This window comes from Kribbella sp. NPDC003557, from assembly GCF_040610805.1.
Taxonomy (GTDB): domain Bacteria; phylum Actinomycetota; class Actinomycetes; order Propionibacteriales; family Kribbellaceae; genus Kribbella.
Window position 1 is genome coordinate 958052 of the sequence record NZ_JBEXMY010000003.1, and the last position, 19429, is coordinate 977480.

The 19429-nt window shown below is 69.1% G+C and carries 18 protein-coding genes; 10 read left to right on the forward strand and 8 right to left on the reverse strand.

Features of this window, described 5'->3' with window-relative positions; translation table 11 throughout:
• The first annotated feature begins 113 nt into the window (after positions 1 to 113).
• Together ABZW60_RS16570 and serC are read left to right on the forward strand one after the other, a co-directional pair.
• The gene (locus ABZW60_RS16570; protein ID WP_355477565.1) at positions 114 to 968 is read left to right on the forward strand and encodes a phytanoyl-CoA dioxygenase family protein; all 855 of its coding nucleotides are present in this window, start codon (positions 114 to 116) and stop codon (positions 966 to 968) included.
• A 191-nt stretch (positions 969 to 1159) separates the two neighbouring features.
• Entirely contained in the window at positions 1160 to 2287 is a 1128-nt protein-coding gene (gene serC, locus ABZW60_RS16575) for a phosphoserine transaminase (RefSeq protein ID WP_355477609.1), read from the forward strand.
• Positions 2288 to 2572: 285 nt separating this feature from the next.
• On the opposite strand, the gene ABZW60_RS16580 is transcribed toward serC, so the two are convergent.
• Positions 2573 to 3676, reverse strand: coding sequence for a hypothetical protein (locus ABZW60_RS16580; protein WP_355477567.1), 1104 nt, complete (start codon positions 3674 to 3676; stop codon positions 2573 to 2575).
• Positions 3673 to 4977 (reverse strand): SAM-dependent methyltransferase, encoded by a 1305-nt coding sequence (locus ABZW60_RS16585; protein WP_355477569.1) that lies wholly within the window; start codon positions 4975 to 4977, stop codon positions 3673 to 3675. Before ABZW60_RS16585 ends, ABZW60_RS16580 begins: the two co-directional genes overlap by 4 nt.
• Positions 4978 to 5100: 123 nt before the next feature.
• Between ABZW60_RS16585 and ABZW60_RS16590 the strand changes: the two genes are divergently transcribed.
• A complete protein-coding gene (locus ABZW60_RS16590) occupies positions 5101 to 5997 on the forward strand; it encodes a phosphotransferase (RefSeq protein WP_355477571.1) in 897 nt (298 codons plus the stop codon).
• Positions 5998 to 6051: 54 nt separating this feature from the next.
• On the opposite strand, the gene ABZW60_RS16595 is transcribed toward ABZW60_RS16590, so the two are convergent.
• Entirely contained in the window at positions 6052 to 6435 is a 384-nt protein-coding gene (locus ABZW60_RS16595) for a hypothetical protein (RefSeq protein ID WP_355477573.1), read from the reverse strand.
• Between the two features lie 175 nt (positions 6436 to 6610).
• Here ABZW60_RS16595 and ABZW60_RS16600 point away from each other — a divergent pair, with 175 nt between their 5' ends.
• Positions 6611 to 7222 (forward strand): helix-turn-helix domain-containing protein, encoded by a 612-nt coding sequence (locus ABZW60_RS16600; protein ID WP_355477575.1) that lies wholly within the window; start codon positions 6611 to 6613, stop codon positions 7220 to 7222.
• On the forward strand, positions 7215 to 8492 hold the full coding sequence (locus tag ABZW60_RS16605; protein WP_355477577.1) for an MFS transporter: 1278 nt from the start codon (positions 7215 to 7217) through the stop codon (positions 8490 to 8492). Before ABZW60_RS16600 ends, ABZW60_RS16605 begins: the two co-directional genes overlap by 8 nt.
• Here ABZW60_RS16605 and ABZW60_RS16610 read toward each other — a convergent pair.
• Both ABZW60_RS16610 and ABZW60_RS16615 read right to left on the reverse strand, forming a co-directional pair.
• The gene (locus ABZW60_RS16610; RefSeq protein ID WP_355477579.1) at positions 8422 to 9528 is read right to left on the reverse strand and encodes a hypothetical protein; all 1107 of its coding nucleotides are present in this window, start codon (positions 9526 to 9528) and stop codon (positions 8422 to 8424) included. The genes ABZW60_RS16605 and ABZW60_RS16610 overlap by 71 nt on opposite strands.
• 162 nt (positions 9529 to 9690) lie before the next feature.
• Positions 9691 to 11307: an acyltransferase gene (locus tag ABZW60_RS16615; protein ID WP_355477581.1), complete on the reverse strand. Its 1617-nt coding sequence runs from the start codon at positions 11305 to 11307 to the stop codon at positions 9691 to 9693.
• Between the two features lie 107 nt (positions 11308 to 11414).
• Between ABZW60_RS16615 and ABZW60_RS16620 the strand changes: the two genes are divergently transcribed.
• The 5 genes from ABZW60_RS16620 (at position 11415) to ABZW60_RS16640 (ending at position 16522) form a co-directional block, all read left to right on the forward strand.
• On the forward strand, positions 11415 to 12500 hold the full coding sequence (locus tag ABZW60_RS16620) for a LacI family DNA-binding transcriptional regulator (protein ID WP_355477582.1): 1086 nt from the start codon (positions 11415 to 11417) through the stop codon (positions 12498 to 12500).
• 447 nt (positions 12501 to 12947) lie between these two features.
• A complete protein-coding gene (locus tag ABZW60_RS16625; protein WP_355477584.1) occupies positions 12948 to 14267 on the forward strand; it encodes a sugar ABC transporter substrate-binding protein in 1320 nt (439 codons plus the stop codon).
• Complete coding sequence (locus ABZW60_RS16630) at positions 14267 to 15247, forward strand: sugar ABC transporter permease (protein ID WP_355477586.1); 981 nt, start codon at positions 14267 to 14269, stop codon at positions 15245 to 15247. Before ABZW60_RS16625 ends, ABZW60_RS16630 begins: the two co-directional genes overlap by 1 nt.
• Positions 15240 to 16079 (forward strand): carbohydrate ABC transporter permease, encoded by an 840-nt coding sequence (locus ABZW60_RS16635; RefSeq protein ID WP_355477588.1) that lies wholly within the window; start codon positions 15240 to 15242, stop codon positions 16077 to 16079. Before ABZW60_RS16630 ends, ABZW60_RS16635 begins: the two co-directional genes overlap by 8 nt.
• Before the next feature lie 5 nt (positions 16080 to 16084).
• Complete coding sequence (locus ABZW60_RS16640) at positions 16085 to 16522, forward strand: MaoC family dehydratase (protein ID WP_355477589.1); 438 nt, start codon at positions 16085 to 16087, stop codon at positions 16520 to 16522.
• On the opposite strand, the gene ABZW60_RS16645 is transcribed toward ABZW60_RS16640, so the two are convergent.
• From ABZW60_RS16645 to efeB, 3 genes are all read right to left on the reverse strand, one after another.
• Positions 16509 to 17369, reverse strand: a complete 861-nt coding sequence (locus ABZW60_RS16645) for a hypothetical protein (protein ID WP_355477591.1) — start codon at positions 17367 to 17369, stop codon at positions 16509 to 16511. The genes ABZW60_RS16640 and ABZW60_RS16645 overlap by 14 nt on opposite strands.
• Positions 17370 to 17412: 43 nt before the next feature.
• Positions 17413 to 18036: a hypothetical protein gene (locus tag ABZW60_RS16650; RefSeq protein ID WP_355477593.1), complete on the reverse strand. Its 624-nt coding sequence runs from the start codon at positions 18034 to 18036 to the stop codon at positions 17413 to 17415.
• Positions 18037 to 18142: 106 nt separating this feature from the next.
• Positions 18143 to 19429, reverse strand: a 1287-nt coding sequence (efeB, locus tag ABZW60_RS16655) for an iron uptake transporter deferrochelatase/peroxidase subunit (RefSeq protein ID WP_355477595.1), incomplete at its 5' end; no start/stop codon positions are given.

Genomic DNA, 19429 nt, shown 5'->3' on the forward strand with positions numbered 1-19429 from the left:
GCCGGTGCGACAAAAGTTCAACTCCTCGCGTGGATCGTCCGTGGCCTCGCGCCGTGCCCGGGCAGGAAAATTGGAGTCGACGGAATCCTAGGACAGATTCGCGGGAGACGTGCATGAGCGTTTCATACAACGTCGCCGCCGAGGTGCACCGGGCGGAGTTCGAGCGGACCGGGTACACGCTGGTGCGCGGCCTGTTCTCGACGGCCGAGGCCGAGCGGCTGCGGGACCACTACATGGACGTCCGGCGGCACGGGCCGCGGACGCACGACTTCGCGGGACACACGTCGACCGACCGGGATCCGCTCAAGCGGTACCCGCGGATGGCCCAGATGCACCGCTGGGACGACGAGTCGCTGCAGTGGATGATCGACCCGCGCATCGACCAGGTGATGACGACGCTGCTCGGCAGGTCGCCGTACGCGGTGCAGACGATGATCTACTTCAAGCCGCCGGGCTCCCGCGGACAGGCGCTGCACCAGGACAACTTCTACCTGAAGGCCGATCCGGGGACGTGCGTCGCGGCCTGGATGGCGCTCGACCGGGTCGACGAGGCGAACGGCTGCCTGGAGGTCGTCCCCGGGTCGCACCGGTGGCCGATCCTGTGCACGGAGAAGGCCGACACCACCGTCAGCTTCACCGACGTCACCGTCCCGCTGCCGACGGCCGGGGCCGCCGTACCGGTGGAGATGGAGCCGGGTGACGTGCTGTTCTTCCACGGCGCGCTGGTCCACGGCAGCAACCCGAACACCACGACCGACCGGTTCCGCCGTGCGCTCATCGGTCACTACATCGAGGGCGAGGCCGAGCGGGTGGCGCAGTACTACCACCCGGCGCTGCGGATGGACGGCACCGAACTGACGCTCGAGGTGGCCGAGGGCGGCGGGGCGTGTGGCGAGTGGACCGACACGCCCGAGGGTCCGGTCGCGGTGCTCACCGGCACCCAAACCATCGACCGCAAACACGAGTAGCCGACCCTCCAGCCCGCCCGCGGCCCGTCTTCAACCCGTCTTTGTGCACCGGATCCGTACGGCGGGGCGCCCGGCGTACGGATCTGGTGCACAAAGTGGACCTTGGCGGGGCGGGCTGGGGGCGGTGTGCGAAGATGGGGTGCGCTGACAGCGTCGTCGGCCTTCTTGTTGCAGACGACGAAGGGAACGCGCTGGTGACCAGCGAGATTCAGATTCCTGCAGAGCTCAAGCCCGCCGACGGCCGCTTCGGTGCCGGCCCGTCGAAGGTGCGTCCGGAAGCCGTCGCCGCGCTGGCGACCGAGGGCGCGAAGCTGCTCGGCACCTCCCACCGGCAGGCCCCGGTGAAGAACCTGGTGAAGCGTGTCCAGGACGGCGTGGCCGAGCTCTTCCAGCTGCCCGACGGGTACCAGGTGGTGCTCGGCAACGGCGGATCGACCGCGTTCTGGGACGTGGCGACCTTCGGGCTGATCCGGGAGAAGAGCCAGCACCTCAGCTTCGGCGAGTTCTCCTCGAAGTTCGCCAAGGCCGCCCAGCTGGCGCCGCACCTCGCCGACCCGACGGTCGTGAAGGCCGAGCCCGGCAGCCGCTCGGTCGCGGTGGCGGAGGCCGGCGTCGACCTGTACGCGTGGCCGCACAACGAGACCTCCACCGGCGTGATGGCGCCGGTCAAGCGTCCTGAGGGCGCCGACGAGGGTGCGCTGGTCGCGATCGACGCCACCTCGGGCGCGGCCGGTCTCCCGGTCGACCTGAACGAGGCCGACGTCTACTACTTCGCGCCGCAGAAGGGCTTCGCGTCCGACGGCGGCCTGTGGATCGCGCTGATGAGCCCGACCGCCCTCGCACGCGTCGAGGAGATCGCCGCCTCCGGCCGCTGGATCCCGGCGTTCCTGGACCTGGCGACCGCGGTCGACAACTCCAGCAAGAACCAGACCTACAACACGCCGTCGCTGGCCACGCTGTTCCTGATGGCGGAGCAGACCGACTGGATCAACAACCAGGGCGGCCTGGAGTGGAGCGTCGCCCGGACGACCGACTCCAGCACGCGGCTGTACACGTGGGCCGAGAAGTCGGACTACGCCACGCCGTACGTCACCGACCCCGACGCCCGCTCGCTGGTGGTCGGCACCATCGACCTCGACGACTCGATCGACGCCACCGCGGTCGCGAAGACGCTGCGCGCCAACGGCATCGTCGACACCGAGCCCTACCGCAAGCTCGGCCGCAACCAGCTCCGCGTCGCGATGTTCCCCGCGGTGGACCCGGACGACGTCGAGAAGCTGACCCAGGCCATCGATTACGTGGTCGAAAACCTCAAGTAGTCCCCCAACCCCAACAACAACCGCCGCTCCCGACGCCTGGGGGCGGCGGTTGTTGTTCGCCCGCCGGGGCACGGCGGTTGCCGTTCACCCGCCGGGGCACGGCGGTTCCCGTTCACCCGCCGGGGCACGGCGGTTCCCGTTCACCCGCCGGAGCACGGCGGTTCCCGTTCACCCGCCGGAGCACGGCGGTTCCCGTTCACCCGCCGGAGCACGGCGGTTCCCGTTCACCCGCCGGGGCACGGCGGTTGCCGTCCCCCACCTACAGAGGGCGGCTGGTGGTTGAGGTCAGGAGTGTTGGCGGCGGCGGGAGGTGGGGGGTGCCTGGCCGGTGAGGCGGTCGTTCTCGGCCTGGCGGTCCTGGCGTTCGCGGCGGCCGGGCGGGAAGGTGACGACGGTGATGATCAGCGCGAACAGCGCGGCGCCGACGATGATCCAGCGGAAGTTGTTGCTCTTGCCCGAGCTGGAGCTGTTGCTCTCGGTCCCGGCGCCGGGCTTGGGAGTCGCGCTCGCCGCGGGCGGCGTCGCGGCGGCCGCCTTGGCCGGCACCTGCAGCTGGTAGACGGCCGAGTTCGCACCCTCGCTGCCGACCAGCACGGTCCCGTCGGTCGGCCCCACCGCGATGGTCTCCCCCTGCCCCAGCGGCGCGGTGCCGCGGGCGATCGCATTGGGTGTCTCGCCCCACGCCACGGTCGTCACGTCGGCGTACGTCCGCAGTACGACGCGCGCGCCGTCCGGCATGAACGTCCCGTCGGTGATCACCCCCGTCGGCGCCGGGGCCAGCTTGGTCAGGTCGTTCGTGCCCTCGCGCGACGGAGCCGGGGGTGCCGCGTAGATCGATCCGGTGCCCTTGAGTGCCTTCGTCACGATGTACAGCTGGCTGGTGCCCGGCTCGATCAGCAGCGTCTCGGCGTCGTGCGCACCATCGGGGTACTTGAAGTCGAACCGGTGGTACTTGACGTTCGACTCGTCCTCGAGGGTCTCCGGCTCCGGGATCGTGTAGATCTCGATCTGGTCCCGGCTCTGCTTGTTGTCGCCGATGTCCGCGATGTAGATCGTGCCGTCGCGGTCGACGCCGAGCGCCTCGACGTCGACGACCTTCGCGCCGAACCGCAGGACGGCCTTCACCTTGCCGGTCGTGTCCACGGCGAACACCCGCCCGGTGTCGCCGGAGTCGTTGACGGTCCAGTAGACGCCCGGGTGCTTGACGCTCTTCGCGAGCCCGGACGACTCCTCGATCCGGTCGTCGCGGATCGTGAACAGCTTCTTCGGCGCCGGCGTCGTCGGACCCGCCGCGGAGCTCGCGACGGCCGGGGTTGTGGGCAGCGCCACACCGGTCAAGGTGCACAGCGTTGCGCCGACCAGCGCGAAAACGGTCCGAAGCCGCCTCACGACACCACCCCAGCACCCGATCCGGCGTCCGCCGGCGGCTGGGCAGGTAGGTCGGTCGACGGCTGCGTCGGCAGGTCGGTCGGCGGGAGCAGGAGTTGGGCGAGGCGGGGGGTGACGTGCCACTCGGTGACCATCGCCTGGTACTCGGCGCGCAGGTCGGCGGTCGGTTTGGCACCGGTCCGCGCAGCGCGGAGCAGCAGATTGCGCGGCGTGTGCTGACTGTCCACGAACTGCACGACCTCCACCCGGTAACCGACCTGTCGGAGCACCGCCGCCCGCAGGGAGTCCGTCAGGACGTCGGCGAACCGCTCACGAACGATGCCATATCTCGTCATCAGCGCATAAGGCGCCGGTGGTGTGACGCTCTTGAGCTGCTTTTGGATGTCGTGATGACAACACGGAGCCGCGAGCACCAGTGACGCCTCCCACCCGACGGCCCGCGCCAGCGCGTCGTCGGTCGCGGTGTCGCAGGCGTGCAGTGCCAGGACGACGTCGGGCCGGACGTCCAGCTCCGCGCCTTCGATCGTCGCGTCGAGGAACCGCAGGTGCTCCTGCCAGCCGAGCGCCTCGACCACCCGGGTGTTCCGCTTCCGGGCCGCCGGGTTGTGGTCGATACCGGTCATCCGGACGTCGTGCCCGGCCGCGGTGAGCAGGTGGTACGCCGCCAGGGTGAGGTACGCGTTCCCACAGCCGAGATCCACCACCTGCAGTGGCCGGCCCGTCGCGATCCGCCCCGCCGACACCGCCTCGTCGAGGGCCGGCGCGAGCAGCTTGCAGAACTCCTCGATCTGCTTGTACTTCGCCTGCCGCGACGGCTTCACCCGGCCCTGATGATCGCTGATCCCGAGCTCGATCAGGAACGGCGCGGCCGGGTCGAGCACCCGCCGCTTCACCCGGTCGTGGCTGGTCTCCTGCTCCCGGCGGTCCTCCTGCCGGTGCAGCAGCTCCTTGCCCTTCTTCGTGTAGCGCAGCCGCAGCGTCTCGCTGGTCGTCTCGACGTGCCAGGACCCGTACGGCAGGTCGAGCAACTCGTCGACCGCCTTCTCGAGCTCCGCGGCCGCCACGTTCCGGGTGTGCGCCTGGCGCTCGTCGAACTCGGTGACCTGCAGGTGCCGCTGGCCCTTCAGATCGACGTACCGCACCTCCACCCGGAGGTACGACGGAGCGTCCAGCCCTCGCCGCCGCCCCGAGGCCAGCGCGCGCACCAGACCGCTCTGATCGAGCAGGGCGGCGCGAATCACCCCCAGCGCTCCGGACTCCTCCGGCCGCGCCGGCTCGTCCGACCGCACCTCTGGTTGCATCGCGCCATTGTCGCCGACCGATCGGGTCGATCACAAAAGGGTCTCGCCCACGCACGGTCACGGCTCGACTCCGGACCCGAAATGCGGATGCCTCGTGACTGGCCGCCGGGTGAGACTTGGGCGATGGTCACCACGCCTCGCACGGTCATCGACCCCATGGTCCGGTCGGTCTGCGGGCGCGACGTCGAGTGTCTGGTTCCACTCTCCGGCGGAGGGATGAGCGAGACGTACCGCGCCGACCTTGCCGGTGGCACCAGGGTGGTGGTCCGGATCGCGCGTCAGGGGACGCCGTGGTTCATCGACGAAGCGCACTTGATGGGGCAGGCGCGTGCGGCGGGTGTTCCGACAGCAGAGGTGCTCGGCCTCGAGCATCTCGATCATGACGGCGAACTCCTTTCGTTCTCGATCCAGCGGTTTCTGCCCGGCCGGTCGCTGGGCGAGCTCGTGGGCGTGCTGCCTGCCGCCGAGCTGGAGCGCTTGGCCGTGGACGCAGGTGAGGTTCTCGCGAGGGTGCACAGCGTCACGCCGGACCCCGGCCGCGGCCTCCGGCACGACCTGCGGCTGCCGGACGAACCTGCGCTCGCCAGGATCCTGCGCATCGTCACGGAGATACTCAACCCAGCGGCAGCCGCGGTCGTCGAACGCGGCGCCGACTACTTGCGCCACAGTGTGCAGACCACTCCCGCGCCTCCAACCTCGCTCGCCCAAGGTGATTTCCTCCCCAAGAACCTCCTGATCCACGAGGGCACCGTCACCGGCGTCATCGACTGGGAATTCGCCGGCCCCGCCGCACCGGCCTTCGACCTGGCGCGCTGGGAAGTCTCCGCCGGCGCCCCACTGAACGACCGCGCAGACCTCCTCCGCCACGGCTACGCCCGCATCACCGACCCCACCCAGGCAGCCGCCGACCTGATCGCAGCCTTCGCCATCGACTGGATCCTCGAACTCCTCGCCTGGAAGAACCCTGCTACCCCAGCCCAGTTCCAACGCTGCGTGGACGTCATCGCCCGCTACACGTAGGCCGCCGCTGGCGAGCCAAGTGCTAGGGCGGTGGGCCCTGGGTAGCCTCGGGTGTCACGTATTGGTGGTGGACGTGGCTGGTTCCGGGTCTTCCTCAAGGAGGCCTAGGTTTCTGAGGCGGGTGATGATGCCGCCTTCCTGGCGCCCCAGGGCTTCGCTGAGGTCGTCGATAGGGGCGCCGTTGTTGTACATCTCGATCAGCGTCTGTTCGTCCTGCGGGGACCACTGGCGGAAGGCGTTCGGGTGGGTTCGGCGGGCCTTCTGGATCTTGCGGGTCATCGAGTGCGGGTTCACCGGCTCCAGGGAGTGGATGCGGGCCTGGCGGTGGCGGCCTACCTCCTCGCCCTTGAGCCAGAAGATCACCGCGCCGTCGGCGAACGTCATCAGGTCGGCGGGGACGTCGCAGTAGTCGGCGTCGTCGAACATCACGCGAATCATCGGGATTCTCTTTCCTCGGTGGACAGGTCGCCCCGGGCAGGGCCGTGGCGACAGAGAAGATGCCGCGATCGGCCCCGCGTCGACCGAGTGATTCGCGAGCTGTGGACAACCCAATTGCAGAACTCGTTTGCAAAGAGTCTTTGCAAACAGTCTTTGCAGTTCTATGCTCAGGGTCATGAGCGACGAGAACCACGGCGTGGAGCCTGCGCGAACGGTCCAGCTGGATCGGCATCTGGTGCGCGCACTGGCGCACCCGATGCGGAATCGGATCCTGGGTCTTCTCCGCGTGTACGGACCGCAGACCGCGACGACCCTGGCCGGGCGGCTCGGGGTGAACACCGGCGCGACCAGCTACCACCTCCGGCAGCTCGCTGACGCGGGGCTGGTGGTGGAGGACGACAGTCGGGGCAACGCCCGTGACCGGTGGTGGAAGTCGGCGCACCAGGGGACCGAGTTCAACGCGGCCGAGCTGCTGGACCAGGAACCCGAGCTGGCGCTGGGCTTCCTGCACGGGGTCGGCCAGACGTACGCCGAGAACATCTTCGGCTTCATCGACACGATGCAGACGATGCCCGAGGACTGGCGGGATGCCAGCACGCTCTCGGACTACTTCTTCCATCTGCGGCCCGACCAGCTCGCAGCGATGATGCACGAGGTCATGGCGGTTCTGGAGAAGTACAAGACACCGGACCTCACCGCTCCCCTGCCCGAGGGCGCCGAGCAGGTCACCGTCCAGATCCAGGCGTTCCCTCGCGAGACGCGCTCGACAGGCGCGAACGATGGATGACAAGGGCAATAGAGCACCGCTGGCGGCGTTCCTGGTGGCGAACGTCGTGTCGATCTGCGGGACCCGCGTCAGCGCGATCGCGATCCCCTGGTTCGTGCTGATCACCACCGGGTCACCCGTGAAGACCGGCCTGGTCGCGATGGCCGAGATGGCGCCGCTCGTAGTGGTCAAGGCGATGGGCGGCCCTCTGATCGACAAGGTCGGCGCCCGCCGGATCAGCATCGTCGCGGACACCGCGAGTACGGCGGTGGTCGCGCTGGTCCCCCTGCTGCACACGCTCGGTTTCCTGCATTTCCCGACGCTGCTGGTCCTGGTCGCTGTCGCCGGAGCGCTCCGTGGACCTGGTGACGCCGCCAAGTCCACGCTGATCCCCGACATCGCCCGCGCGGCCAGGGTTCCGCTGGAGCGAGTGACAGGCCTGGAGAGTACGACGGAACGCCTCGCGGGTTTCTTCGCGTACGCACTCGCCGGCGGCCTCATCACCCTCGTCGGATCGGTCAACGCGCTCTGGATCGACGCAGCGTCGTTCGGCGTCTGCGCCGCACTCATCGCCCGCTGGATCCCGAAGTACGCGACGCAGGCGCCAAAGGAGGAGCAGGGCTACGGTCACCGCCTCCTCGAGGGCTGGACGTTCCTGCGCACCGACAAGCTGCTGCTCCCGCTGGTCGTCATGATCGCGGTGACCAACCTGCTCGACGCAGCGACCAGCACGGTCCTGCTCCCGGTCTGGATCAAGGAGCACGGCTACGGTCCCGGCCACACCAGCCTGATCCTGACGTCGTTCGCTGTTACCGCAACGCTGTTCGCCCTGCTCGCGTCAGCCATCGGCGACCGCATCCCGCGCAAGCTGGTGTTCACGGTCGCGTTCCTGATCGCCGGAGCGCCGCGGTTCGTGGCCATGGCGACCGACGTCCCGATCTGGAGCCTGATGGCGGTGTACGCCGTCGGCGGCATCGGCGCGGGCTTCATCAACCCCGTGCTCGGCGCGATCCAGATCGAGCGGATCCCCGGCCACCTACTCGGGCGGGTCAACTCGCTGTCGAACGCGGCCTGCTGGACCGGCGTACCGCTGGGCGGCGTGGTCGCCGGGGCCGCCGTCACCGCTGTGGGCCTGGCACCCGCACTGCTCGCCGGCGGTGTGATCTACCTGATCGCGACCATGTCTCCGGTACTGATCGGCCGGCACGAGAAGTGGCGGGCTACACCGGATCCGACGGATCCTCCGGGAACGGCGGCAGGTCGAGATCGGGTGGCAGTCGGAGCGTCTTAGCCTTCGTGGCGTTGTCCAGCTCGCGCCGCATCCGCTCCCGCTCCGCTCGCAGCAGACCGAGCATCACCAGGTCCAGCAGCATCCCGCCGGCCGCCGCGAACTGCGTAGCCGCGAACTGGAAGACCTGTGTCATCAGCAACGACACCAGCACCGCCAGCTCGAACAGCCGGACGGCGCGGGCCCGGTTGCGCCTCCGCAAGGCCAGGGCGCCACGCACGGTGAACGTTGCCGACAGCAAGCTCCCGACCGCCACTCCGAGCACCGGGAGGTGGTTGAGACCGTTACCCAGCACCGCGGCGATGACGAGGGCGGCGAAGAACTGGACCGCCAGCGCGGCGACAGCGATCGGCGGCGCCTTCGGGTGCGTGGCGAGCCGCTCGAACCCGCGCTGCAGCGCCCGCCAGGCGGCGTCGACCGGAGCGGCCAGCTCCACCTCGTCGGGCGGGCAGGCGGCCAGCAGCTCGGAGGTCTCCCGGCGCCCCTCGATCTGCGCGGGCACGGTGCGCAGCAGTTCCGCCGCCTCGGCCCGGCGGCGGCGGGACAGACCGCCCGCGACACCTTCGACGGCGTGGTCGATGACGTTGGCCAACTCCTCCCGCGGGTCGATCGGCCGGCGGGTGCTGAGGAAGCGGGTGCCGAGCACGATCAGCACGAAGACGACGTACACGATCGCCGCGGTCGGCTGGTAGAAGTAGTTGTTGTCCGAGGTGACGAACTTCCCCACCTCGTCGATGAACAGCCCGAACCCGATCCCGCCGATCGTCGCCGCGGCCGGCCGCACCACCGGGCCGACGTACCCGAGCAGCAGCGAGATCGCGATCAGCATCAGCAGCCCGCCGGGCAGGACGTGGGCGATGTGCAGCCCCTTGCCGCCGATCTGCGGGTACCCGCTCAGACTGAGGATCAGCCGGGTCACCAGCACCGTCGCCACGCCGGACACCACGAAGGTGGTCAGGTGCTCTCCGGACCGCACGTTGCGGACCAGCCCGGCCCGCATCAGGTACGACGAACGCTCACCGGCGGCGGAGGTGATCATGGAGTGACGTTATCGGAGGAAGGCCGCCACAACGACGATGACGACCAGGGCGGCCAGTACGAGCGAGGTCACCAGTCGGCGCGTGCGGGGGTCCACGTGGTCAGGGTATGGGGAAGTTCCCGGCCGGCGCGCCTCGGGGTCGGCTCGGCGGGGACGCCTGGTTCAGCGAAGACTGACGAGTGGCTCCGGGCGGTGTACGCCGCGCGGGTGGTAGCCGAGGGCGTCGGACAGGCCGAGGTAGTCGGACAGCAGCCAGATGATCGCGAGCCACATCTCGGTGCCCTGCAGGCCCGGGATCGCGCGGTCGTCGGTGCCGTCGGGGGCGAACGCGAAGCCGGCGCCGTCGACCCAGCGCGGGAGGATCGCGCGCAGCTGGGCCTCGGCCCAGCGACGGCCCTCCTGCTCGCGGTACGACGTCTGCTTGCGGGCCAGCCAGAGCGGGTGGATGACGTCGAGGACGTTGCAGGCGTTGTAGTTGTCGCCGGTGAACATCCGCCGGTCATTGCTGTGGGCAAGAACCGTGGCGACGGCCTGCTCCGGGTACGGCAGCGGAAGGCCGAACTGCGCGTACGTGCCGCGGGTCAGGCGGTAGAAACCGTTCACCACCTGCAGCAGCCCGTCGTCGGGATGCGGCGTGCCCCAGACGCCCGTCCCGGGATCGACGCGGGTGTGGAGCCAGCCCATCAGGAGCTCGAGCTCGCCGGGTTTCCGGTTGAACGCGAGCGCCGTACCGAGGCCGTCGATCCCGTTGCCGGCCGACCAGGCTCTCCTCGCCCAGGGCAGATCGTCGAGCTGGTCGACGGTGAAGTCGGTGGTGATCGGATGCTCGAAGCTGCCGCCCAGGACCTGGAGCGCGTAGCCGACACACAGCACGTGATAGCTCGCGGGGCCTTCCAGGACAGCGAGTTCGGCGTCCGACGGCTTGCCCAGGCCGTCGTCGGACAGGTCTCCTGGTGCTACCAGTCCGGTCGCCGGGTCCTGGCGGGCGCGGAGTCGCCGGACCAGATCGTCGCGGGTGTGGCCGGCCGGCGTACGGCGTACCAGCAGGTCCGCGATCTCGATCGCGTCGCACCACGGGCGGATCTCCGGCTCGCGGTCGATCCCGGGCCGGTCGACGAAGCGGACCCCGTCCCAGCTCCGCGCAAGGACGTCGTCGACCTGGTCGCGGGCCTTGGCGGCGAACTCTTCGAGCGAGGTCTGCAGATCACCTGACATGGACGCTCCTGTCCGCGAGCGGAGGATTCGGGCGGGGTTCCCGGCCGCGACCGAGTCGGCCGGGATGTCCTTCGTGACCACGGCGCCGGCGCCGATGATCGTGTGCGGGCCGACCGTGACGCCGTCCAGGATCGTGACGTTGGACCCGATCCAGACGTCGTCGCCGATCGTGATGCCGACGGCGGTGTGCGGCTGCTTGAAGATCGGTTCGCCGGGCGCGGTGCCGTGGTTGAACGCGAGCAGCGACGTGTGCGCGCCGATCCGGACGCCGTCGCCGATCGTCACCTTGCCGCGGACCGCGGCGAACGGGTTGACGGTGGAGTCGGCGCCGAGCGCGATCCGGCCGGTGACGTAGGCGTGCGCGGCGATGTACGAACGGTCCCCCATCCGCAGCTCGTCGCAGTACACCGCGGCCGACTCCGCGACGTACACATCGGCGGCGAGGTCGACCGAGCCGCCGAGCCTCGCCTGCCGTTCGGCCTGCCGCTCGCGCTCCGCCTCGGAGGCCTTCCGGGCGTACTCCCACGGCAGGAAATCCAGTCGCAACGGCTCGTTCGGCAGCATGGGAAAACGCTATCCAATTCCCGGGACGCACACCAGCCCCGAAATGCCGCTGCTAACCTCCCGTCTGACATGAACACTTTTCCGTCTGTGCGAGGGGCGGCCGGGCGATGACGACGAGCGGACCCGTTGCGGACGGCGACGACGCCGACGGCGACGGCCCGGGAGGCGGCACGCGCCGCAGCCACCGGGTCACGATCAGCGACCTGGCACGTCGCCTGCACATCTCGAAGGCCTCGGTCTCGTACGCACTGAACGGCCGCGCCGGCGTCAGCGAGGAGACCCGGCAGCGGGTGCTCGCCCTGGCCGAGGAGCTGGGCTTCCACCCGAACTCCGCCGCCGTCGCCCTGTCGGCGAGCCGGACCCGGACGATCGGGATCGTGATCGCCAGGGACCCGACGCTGATCTCGACCGAAGCGTTCTACATGCGCACGCTGGTCGGCATCGAGCAGTACCTGAACGAGGTCGACTCGTCGCTGCTGCTCCGGCTCACCGGCGAGCACGGCGAGGACCTCGACGTGCTGCGGCGCTGGTCGCGGCAGGGGCGCGTGGACGGGTTCATCCTGTTCGACGAGCTCGAGGACGACCAGCGCATCCAGCTCCTGAAGGACCTCGGGATGCCGTGCGTCGTGGTGAGCTCGAACGCGCCCGACGACTCGGTCGGCCGGCTGATCAGCTCCCCCGACGAGACCGTCACGCTGCTGCTCGACCACCTGGCCGGACTCGGGCACACCGACATCGCGCACATCAGCGGCCCGTTCACGTTCATCCACGAGCGGTTGCGGGTGCAGACGCTGCTCGAGCACGCCGAGCGGCACGGCATCACCGTGCGGCACATCGAGGGCAGCTACCGGTACGACGACGGCGCGGAACTCACCCGCCGGCTGCTGACCGGCCCGAACCCGCCGACCGCGATCGTGCTCGGCAACGACCTGATGGCGGTCGCGGCGCTGCGGGTCGCGATGGATCTCGGCACGGCGGTCCCGGACCAGGTCTCGATCGTCGCCTGGGACGACTCGCCGCTGTGCGAGCTCGCGCGGCCCGGGATCACCGCGGTCGACCAGAAGACGATGGAACGCGGCCGCGCCGCCGCGGACCTGCTGCTGCGCACGATCACCGCCGGCACGGCCCTCCACGAAGAGGCACCGGCCGGCGAACTGCGCCACCGCGAATCCTCGGGCCCCGCACGCTCCTGAGCCGCAGGCGCTCGGCGCTTGCCCACCGACCCAGTGGGTTGCCCCCTCGAAACTCCGGTGGGCAACCCTCCAGCCCAGCAGGCATCCCGTCAGCTGGAGGGTTCGCCGGGGCACTCAGGGGTTGCCTGTCCAGCTGGTGGGTTGCACGTGCGGATTTCCAGTGGGCAACCCTCCAGGTGAGGGGTTGCCCATTGGGGTGGAGGGTTCGCGGGCGGGTGGGCGTGATTCGGGGCTCAGTTTGAAGACTGTGTGAAATCGCGCGACTCCAAAGGGTGTTGGATTGCGTTTTCCGGGTGATCCGTGAAGGTTGGGCGGATCACGAGGTCGTAACGAACACGTTCGAACTGAACCGGTTAGGGTTCCGGAACTTAACCGGTTAGGCCAGTATGGGGCCGATCCGCCCCCGCAGCTCCGCGGGGGCTCGACGACGGGACGAGGGAGTCCGACGTGAGACTGCGTTCGCTTGTAGCCGCGGTGGCGGCGACCGCCCTGGGAATCAGCCTGGCCGCCTGCGGGGGCGGCGATTCGGACGATGCGTCCGGTGGCGGTTCCGGTGGTGACCAGACGCTGACCTACTGGGCCAGCAACCAGGGCACCAGCCTGGACAACGACAAGGAGGTGCTGACCCCGGTCCTGCAGAAGTTCACCCAGGACACCGGCATCAAGGTCAACCTCGAGGTGATCGGCTGGAACGACCTGCAGACCCGGATCCAGACCGCGATCACCTCCGGCCAGGCGCCGGACGTGGTCAACATCGGCAACACCTGGGCGGCCTCGCTGCAGGCCACCGACGCGTTCCTGCCGTTCGACGGCGACGCGATGACCGCCATCGGCGGCAAGGACAAGTTCGTGCCGACGGCCCTGGCGACCGGCGGCAAGGAAGGCACCGACCCGACCTCGGTCCCGCTCTACGGTCTGGCCTACGGCCTGTACTACAACAAGGCGATGTTCGCCGCGGCCGGCCTGCAGCCGCCGAAGACCTGGGAAGAGATGGTCGCGGCCGCGAAGAAGCTGACCAACCCGGCGAAGAACCAATGGGGTATGGCGCTGGCGGCCGGCAGCTACACCGAGAACGTGCACTTCGCGTTCATCAACGCCGCGCAGAACAAGGCCGACTGGTTCAACGGCGACGGCAAGCCGACCTTCACCGGTGACGGCAACGTGCAGGGCGTGCTGCGGTACCTCGACCTGATGCAGAAGGACAAGGTCGCGAACCCGTCGAACGCGCAGTACGACAACGGCACCAAGTCGGTGAACGACTTCGCCACCAAGAAGGTCGCGATGGTCATCAACCAGAACAACGCCGACTCCTCGATCGTCGCCAACGGCATGAAGGCCGGCGAGTACGGCGTCGTGCCGTTCCCGGCTCCGTCCGGCGGCGAGCAGGTGGCCAGCCACGTGGCCGGGATCAACCTGTCGATCTTCAAGAACACCAAGCACAAGGACGCGGCGCTGAAGTTCGTCAAGTACATGACCGACGCGCAGACCCAGACCACGCTGGGCAAGCCGTTCTCGTCGCTGCCGGTGCTGAAGGACGCCAAGCCGGTGTTCACCACCGACGCGGCCGAGGCGGCGACCTTCCAGGACGTCTACAACACCAAGTCCAAGCCGCTGCCGCTGGTGCCGGCCGAGGACCAGTTCGAGAGCACCGTCGGAAAGGCGATGAACGCGATGTTCGCCAAGATCGCGACCGGCGGGACGGTGACCGCGGACGATGTGAAGGCCGCGCTGAAGACCGCCGAGGACCAGGTGGCGGCAAGTAGCTGATGTCCGTCGCCACTGAGCAAGCTTCGCCGGCCGCCACGCGGCCGGCGAAGCCCAAGACCAAGCGCGGCCCCGAGCACCGGCCCGGCCTGAACCGGTGGCTGCCGTACGCGCTGCTGGCCCCGGCCGTGCTGCTGGAACTGTTCATCCACATCATCCCGATGCTGGTCGGGATCTGGATGAGCTTCGTCAAACTGACCAAGTTCTTCATCGCGAACTGGTCCTCCGCGCCCGGTGCCGGGCTCGGCAACTACAAGGTCGCGCTCGACTTCAACAACGCCGTCGGTGAGGGCCTGCTGAAGTCCTTCGGCGTCACGGTCGTCTTCTCGCTCGTCACGGTCGCGTTCTCGTGGGTGCTCGGGATGGCCGCCGCGGTCGCCCTGCAGCCGGAGTTCCGCGGCCGGGGCCTGGTGCGGACGCTGTTCCTGGTGCCGTACGCGCTCCCGGCGTACGCCGGCATCCTGACCTGGAACTTCATGCTCCAGCGCGACACCGGCGCGGTGAACCACGTCCTCGAGCAGCTGCACCTCACCGACGGCCGGACGTTCTGGCTGATCGGCGGCAACGCGCTGGTCTCGCTGATCACGGTGGCCGGCTGGAAGCTGTGGACGTTCGCGTTCCTGACCTTGATGGCCGGTATGCAGAGCATCCCGCGGGACCTGTACGAGGCCGCGTCGGTGGATGGCGCCGGCAACATCCGGCAGTGGCGCAACATCACGCTGCCGTCGCTGCGGCCGGTCAACCTGGTGCTCGTCCTGGTGCTGTTCCTGTGGACGTTCAGCGACTTCAACACGCCGTACGTGCTGTTCGGTACGGCGCAGCCGCCGGCCGGTGACCTGATCACCTTCCACATCTACAACGCGTCGTTCCTGACCTGGAACTTCGGCACCGGCGCGGCGATGTCCGTGCTGCTGCTGATCTTCCTGATGATCGTCACCGGCGCGTACCTGCTCGTCACCGGAAGGAGGTCGCGCCGTGCGTGAGACCAAGGGTTTCAAGATCTACCGCGGTGTCACCCTGACCGTGCTCGGGCTGTTCGTCCTCGTCCCGCTGTACGTGATGGCCACGTCGTCGCTGAAGCCGCTGAAGGACGTGCAGGGCGCGTTCACCTGGTGGCCGTCGAACCTGACGCTGGCGCCCTTCGTGGACATGTGGAAGACGGTGCCGCTGGCGAAGTACTTCGTGAACTCGACGATCGTGTCGGTGGCCGCGACCGTGTTCTCGGTGGCGATCGCGATCCTGGCCGCGTTCGCGGTGTCGCGGTTCAAGTTCCGCGGCCGGACCGTCTTCACGACGACGGTGCTGTCGACGCAGATGTTCCCGGGCGTGCTGTTCCTGCTGCCGCTGTTCCTGATCTTCGTGAACATCAACAACCAGTTCGGGCTGCAGCTGGTCGGGACGCGGCTCGGGCTGATCATCACGTACCTGACGTTCAGCCTGCCGTTCTCGATCTGGATGCTGGCCGGGTACTTCGACAGCATCCCGCGCGAGCTGGACGAGGCCGCGCTGGTGGACGGCTGCGGTCCGATGGGTGCGCTCTGGCGGGTCGTCCTGCCCGCGGCGCGGCCCGGTGTGATCGCGGTGGCGATCTACTCGTTCATGACCGCGTGGGGTGAGGTCCTGTTCGCGTCGGTGATGACGACCGAGGCGAACCGCACCCTGTCGGTGGGCCTGCGCCAGTACTCCACCCAGACCAACATCTACTGGAACCAGATCATGGCCGCGGCCCTGGTCGTCAGCGTCCCGGTCGTCATCGGCTTCCTCCTGGCCCAACGACACTTCGTCGCCGGGGTAACCGCCGGCGCGGTCAAATAGGACGCATGTACTTCGAGGACTACGTGCCGGGTGCTCGCACGGAGCACCCGGCCACACTCACCGTCAACGAGGCCGCCGTCATCGATTTCGCGGAGCAATTCGATCCGCAGTACTTCCACGTCGATCCCGAGGCGGCCGCGGACGGCCCGTTCAAGGGGCTTGTCGCGAGCGGCTGGCACACCGCTGGGCTGATGATGCGGCTGTACGCCGACCAGTACCTGTCCAAGACCGCCAGCCTCGGCGGGCCGGGTGTCGACGTACTGCGGTGGCTTGCGCCCGTCCGGCCGGGTGACGTACTGCGGTTGCGCACCGAGGTGCTGGAGGCGCGGGTCTCGAACTCCAAGCCTGATCGAGGATTGGTACGGACCCGCGCCGAGCTGCTCAACCAGGACGACGTCGTGGTGTTCTCGTGTGAGGTGCTGAACTTCCTCAGTACTCGCTGATTCCGCTGATGGAGACCGAGGTCGAGTAGAACGTGGCGTACTTGCCGTTCTTGCCGACGGTTGCGCCGCTGTAGCCCTGGGTGGAGAGGCGGTAGCCGCCGACCTTGGCGTCTCGGGCCGAGCTCGGGCCGGACGCGGGGATGCCGGCGCCCTTCATCGTGAAGGCGATGATCTGCTGCCGCACCGCCGCGTCCTTGACGAAGACAGCCAGCGCTCCGGGCAGACCCTGCTTCAGCGAGGCGACCGCGCCCTGGGGACACTGCGGGCAGTTCTGCACGCGGGCGCTGCTGCTGCCGCTCACGTCGACGTACTCGGGGTACAGCTTCTTCGAGTAGTCAGGGCTGATGTGGATGTCGACGGTGCCCTTGTTGCATTCCCAGCGGCGGTCGAGCTTGCACGTATAGCCCTGCGCCTTGAACGCCAGCACGAGCGACTTGACCGTGACGCCCGGCAGGCAGCCGTTGCACCCCGCGGCGGGCTTGGCCGGCTGGGTGGCGCGCGGCGGCTGCGTCGGCTGTGCAGTCGGGCTGCCGCCGGTGCTCGGCTCCGCAGTCGGCACCGGCCGGTCGGTGGCCTTCGTCGACGGCGCGACCGGCTTGGCCGCCCCGTCCGCAGCGTCGTCCGAGCCGCCGGTGAACCGGGTGACCACGAAGACACCGGCACCGATGAGCATCAGCGCGCCGACGATCGCGACCACGATCGGCCCCGCCTTCCGCGACGGCGGCGGGGGCGGCGGGTACCCGCCGTACTGCTGCTGACCGTACTGCTGGGGGTACGGCGGCTGCTGCGGAGGCTGCCCGCCGTACGGCGGCTGCTGACCCGGGTAACCGCCCTGCTGGTTGCTCACGGCCACAATCTAGTGACCAACCGGTTCAGCAGGCATGCTGCGATCAGTAGTCGGGTGAGATGTCGACTCCGGCGGTCCAGCTGGTGGACGCCCGGCCGAACTCGTCCTTCAGGCGGGGACTCAGGCAGCTGACCCGGTATCCGTCGATTTCGTAGTCACCCGACGGGCACATCCCCAGGTCCTTCGGAATCCACTGTGCGATCCGGTGCTGCGTCACCGGCTCACCCGGCAACAGCGCCGACAGGATGGTCGGAAGCCAGGCTCGCAGGTTCCTCTCCACCAACACCCGTCCATCGGCGTTTGCGCTTCGAGTGATCGCGTAGAAGCGTTCAAGCTTCTCCGGATGCCTGGGCACGGTCAGCAGATACAGGTCGATGCTGCTCGGGTCACCCTGGTGACAGACGATTGTCCACGCGGCGGCCTGCCGGCAGGTGGCGCCTCCGTGCTCCAGAATCGCCGATACACCGGCTGCTGTCGCCCTTGGAAAGCAGGTGGCGATGCGGCCGGGCCTGCAGAGCGCGAACCCCGGTGTCGACGTGCCGGGCGCGCTCGACGTCGGCGGGCCGGGCGTCCGTTGAGCCGTGGGCCGTGTGGCGGCGGGATCGTCGGTTCGTGCCCGGTTCGCCACGAGGGCTATCGAAGCGACGAGGCCGACGACGCCCAGCACGACCGCAACGCTGATCCACCCGACCCGGCTCCGGCGTGGCGGAGCCGGGTGCGACCTCGGTCCGGGCTGTGGGTTGCTCACCGCCGCAATGTACGGAGCGAATGGTTCAGGAGAAGAGCTTTTCGCCCCAGTACGAGCCGGGGGTCACACCTGCCGGGCAGGCGAAGATGCCGGAGCCTACGTGGTGGATGTACTCGTTGAGGGTGTCGTTCTTGGCCAGCTGGTTCTGGATCGGGATGAACTGTTTGCGGGGGTCGCGCTGGTAGGCGAGGAAGAACAGGCCCGCGTCGAGCCGGCCGAGGCCGTCCGAGCCGTCGACGAAGTTGTAGCCGCGGCGGAGCAGCTCGGCGCCCTTGTTGAACTGCGGGTGCGCCAGCCGCACGTGGGAGTCCATCGGCATCTTCGGTTCGCCGTCGGCGTTCTTCGCGGTGAAGTCGATCGCGTCGAACTCGTCCGCCTTGCCCAGCGGCGCGCCGGTGCCCTTCCCGCGGCCGATGATCGCCTCCTGCTCGCCGAGCGACGTCCGGTCCCAGATCTCGATGTTCATCCGGATCCGCCGCGACACCAGGTACGCACCGCCGACCACCCAGTCCGGGCCGTCCTCGGGCTGGACCCACAGCTGCTGCTCGAGCTTGTCGGCTTCCTCGAGCTTGAGGTTGTTCGTACCGTCCTTGAAGCCGAACAGGTTCCGCGGCGTCGCCTGCGCCCGCGACGTCGACGACGTCCGGCCGAAGCCGAGCTGCGAGTACCGTACGGCGACGCGGCCGAAGCCGATGCGTGCCAGGTTCCGGATCGCGTGGACGGCGACCTGCGGGTCGTCCGAGCAGGCCTGGACGGCGATGTCGCCCCCGGACTTCGCCGGGTCGAGGTCGTCGCCGATGAAGTGCGGCAGGTCGACCAGTGCCTTGGGCCGCTTGGCCGCCAGCCCGAACCGCTTGTCGAACAAGGACGGTCCGAAGCCGATCGTGAGCGTCAGCCGCGCCGGCGGCAGACCGACCGCCTCGCCGGTGTCCTCGGGTGGAGCCTCGCCCGGGCCGTTCACCGCGCCGTACTGGCCGATGTCGCGCCCGGCGGTGAGCAGCGCGGCCGCGGCGGTCCACTCCTTCAGCAGGGCGATCAGGTCATCCCGCTTCGTCGTGGTCACGTCGAACGCGGCGAAGTGCAGCCGGTCCTGCACAGGCGTGGTGATCCCGGCCTGATGCGCCCCGTGAAACTCGACCGGCCCGTTGTTGTCAGCGGCCTGCGACGGTTCAGTGGACAGCGCCGAGTGAGCCGCGTAGCCCGCGACCCCAGTGGCAACCGCGGCGCCGGCGGCGCCGAACAGTCCGCGTCGCGAGAGACCCCGCCGCCGCCCCCCCCGCGCGCCGGGGGGGGGGGGGGCGCGGGAACGGAC

Bases quoted from the DNA above. Each gene is read 5' to 3' on its own strand.
- ABZW60_RS16570 (WP_355477565.1), top strand. From the start codon at position 114: ATGAGCGTTTCATACAACGTCGCCGCCGAGGTGCACCGGGCGGAGTTC.
- ABZW60_RS16585 (WP_355477569.1), bottom strand. From the start codon at position 4,977: ATGCAACCAGAGGTGCGGTCGGACGAGCCGGCGCGGCCGGAGGAGTCC.
- ABZW60_RS16590 (WP_355477571.1), top strand. From the start codon at position 5,101: ATGGTCACCACGCCTCGCACGGTCATCGACCCCATGGTCCGGTCGGTC.
- ABZW60_RS16595 (WP_355477573.1), bottom strand. From the start codon at position 6,435: ATGATTCGCGTGATGTTCGACGACGCCGACTACTGCGACGTCCCCGCC.
- ABZW60_RS16600 (WP_355477575.1), top strand. From the start codon at position 6,611: ATGAGCGACGAGAACCACGGCGTGGAGCCTGCGCGAACGGTCCAGCTG.
- ABZW60_RS16605 (WP_355477577.1), top strand. From the start codon at position 7,215: ATGGATGACAAGGGCAATAGAGCACCGCTGGCGGCGTTCCTGGTGGCG.
- ABZW60_RS16610 (WP_355477579.1), bottom strand. From the start codon at position 9,528: ATGATCACCTCCGCCGCCGGTGAGCGTTCGTCGTACCTGATGCGGGCC.
- ABZW60_RS16615 (WP_355477581.1), bottom strand. From the start codon at position 11,307: ATGCTGCCGAACGAGCCGTTGCGACTGGATTTCCTGCCGTGGGAGTAC.
- ABZW60_RS16620 (WP_355477582.1), top strand. From the start codon at position 11,415: ATGACGACGAGCGGACCCGTTGCGGACGGCGACGACGCCGACGGCGAC.
- ABZW60_RS16630 (WP_355477586.1), top strand. From the start codon at position 14,267: ATGTCCGTCGCCACTGAGCAAGCTTCGCCGGCCGCCACGCGGCCGGCG.
- ABZW60_RS16640 (WP_355477589.1), top strand. From the start codon at position 16,085: ATGTACTTCGAGGACTACGTGCCGGGTGCTCGCACGGAGCACCCGGCC.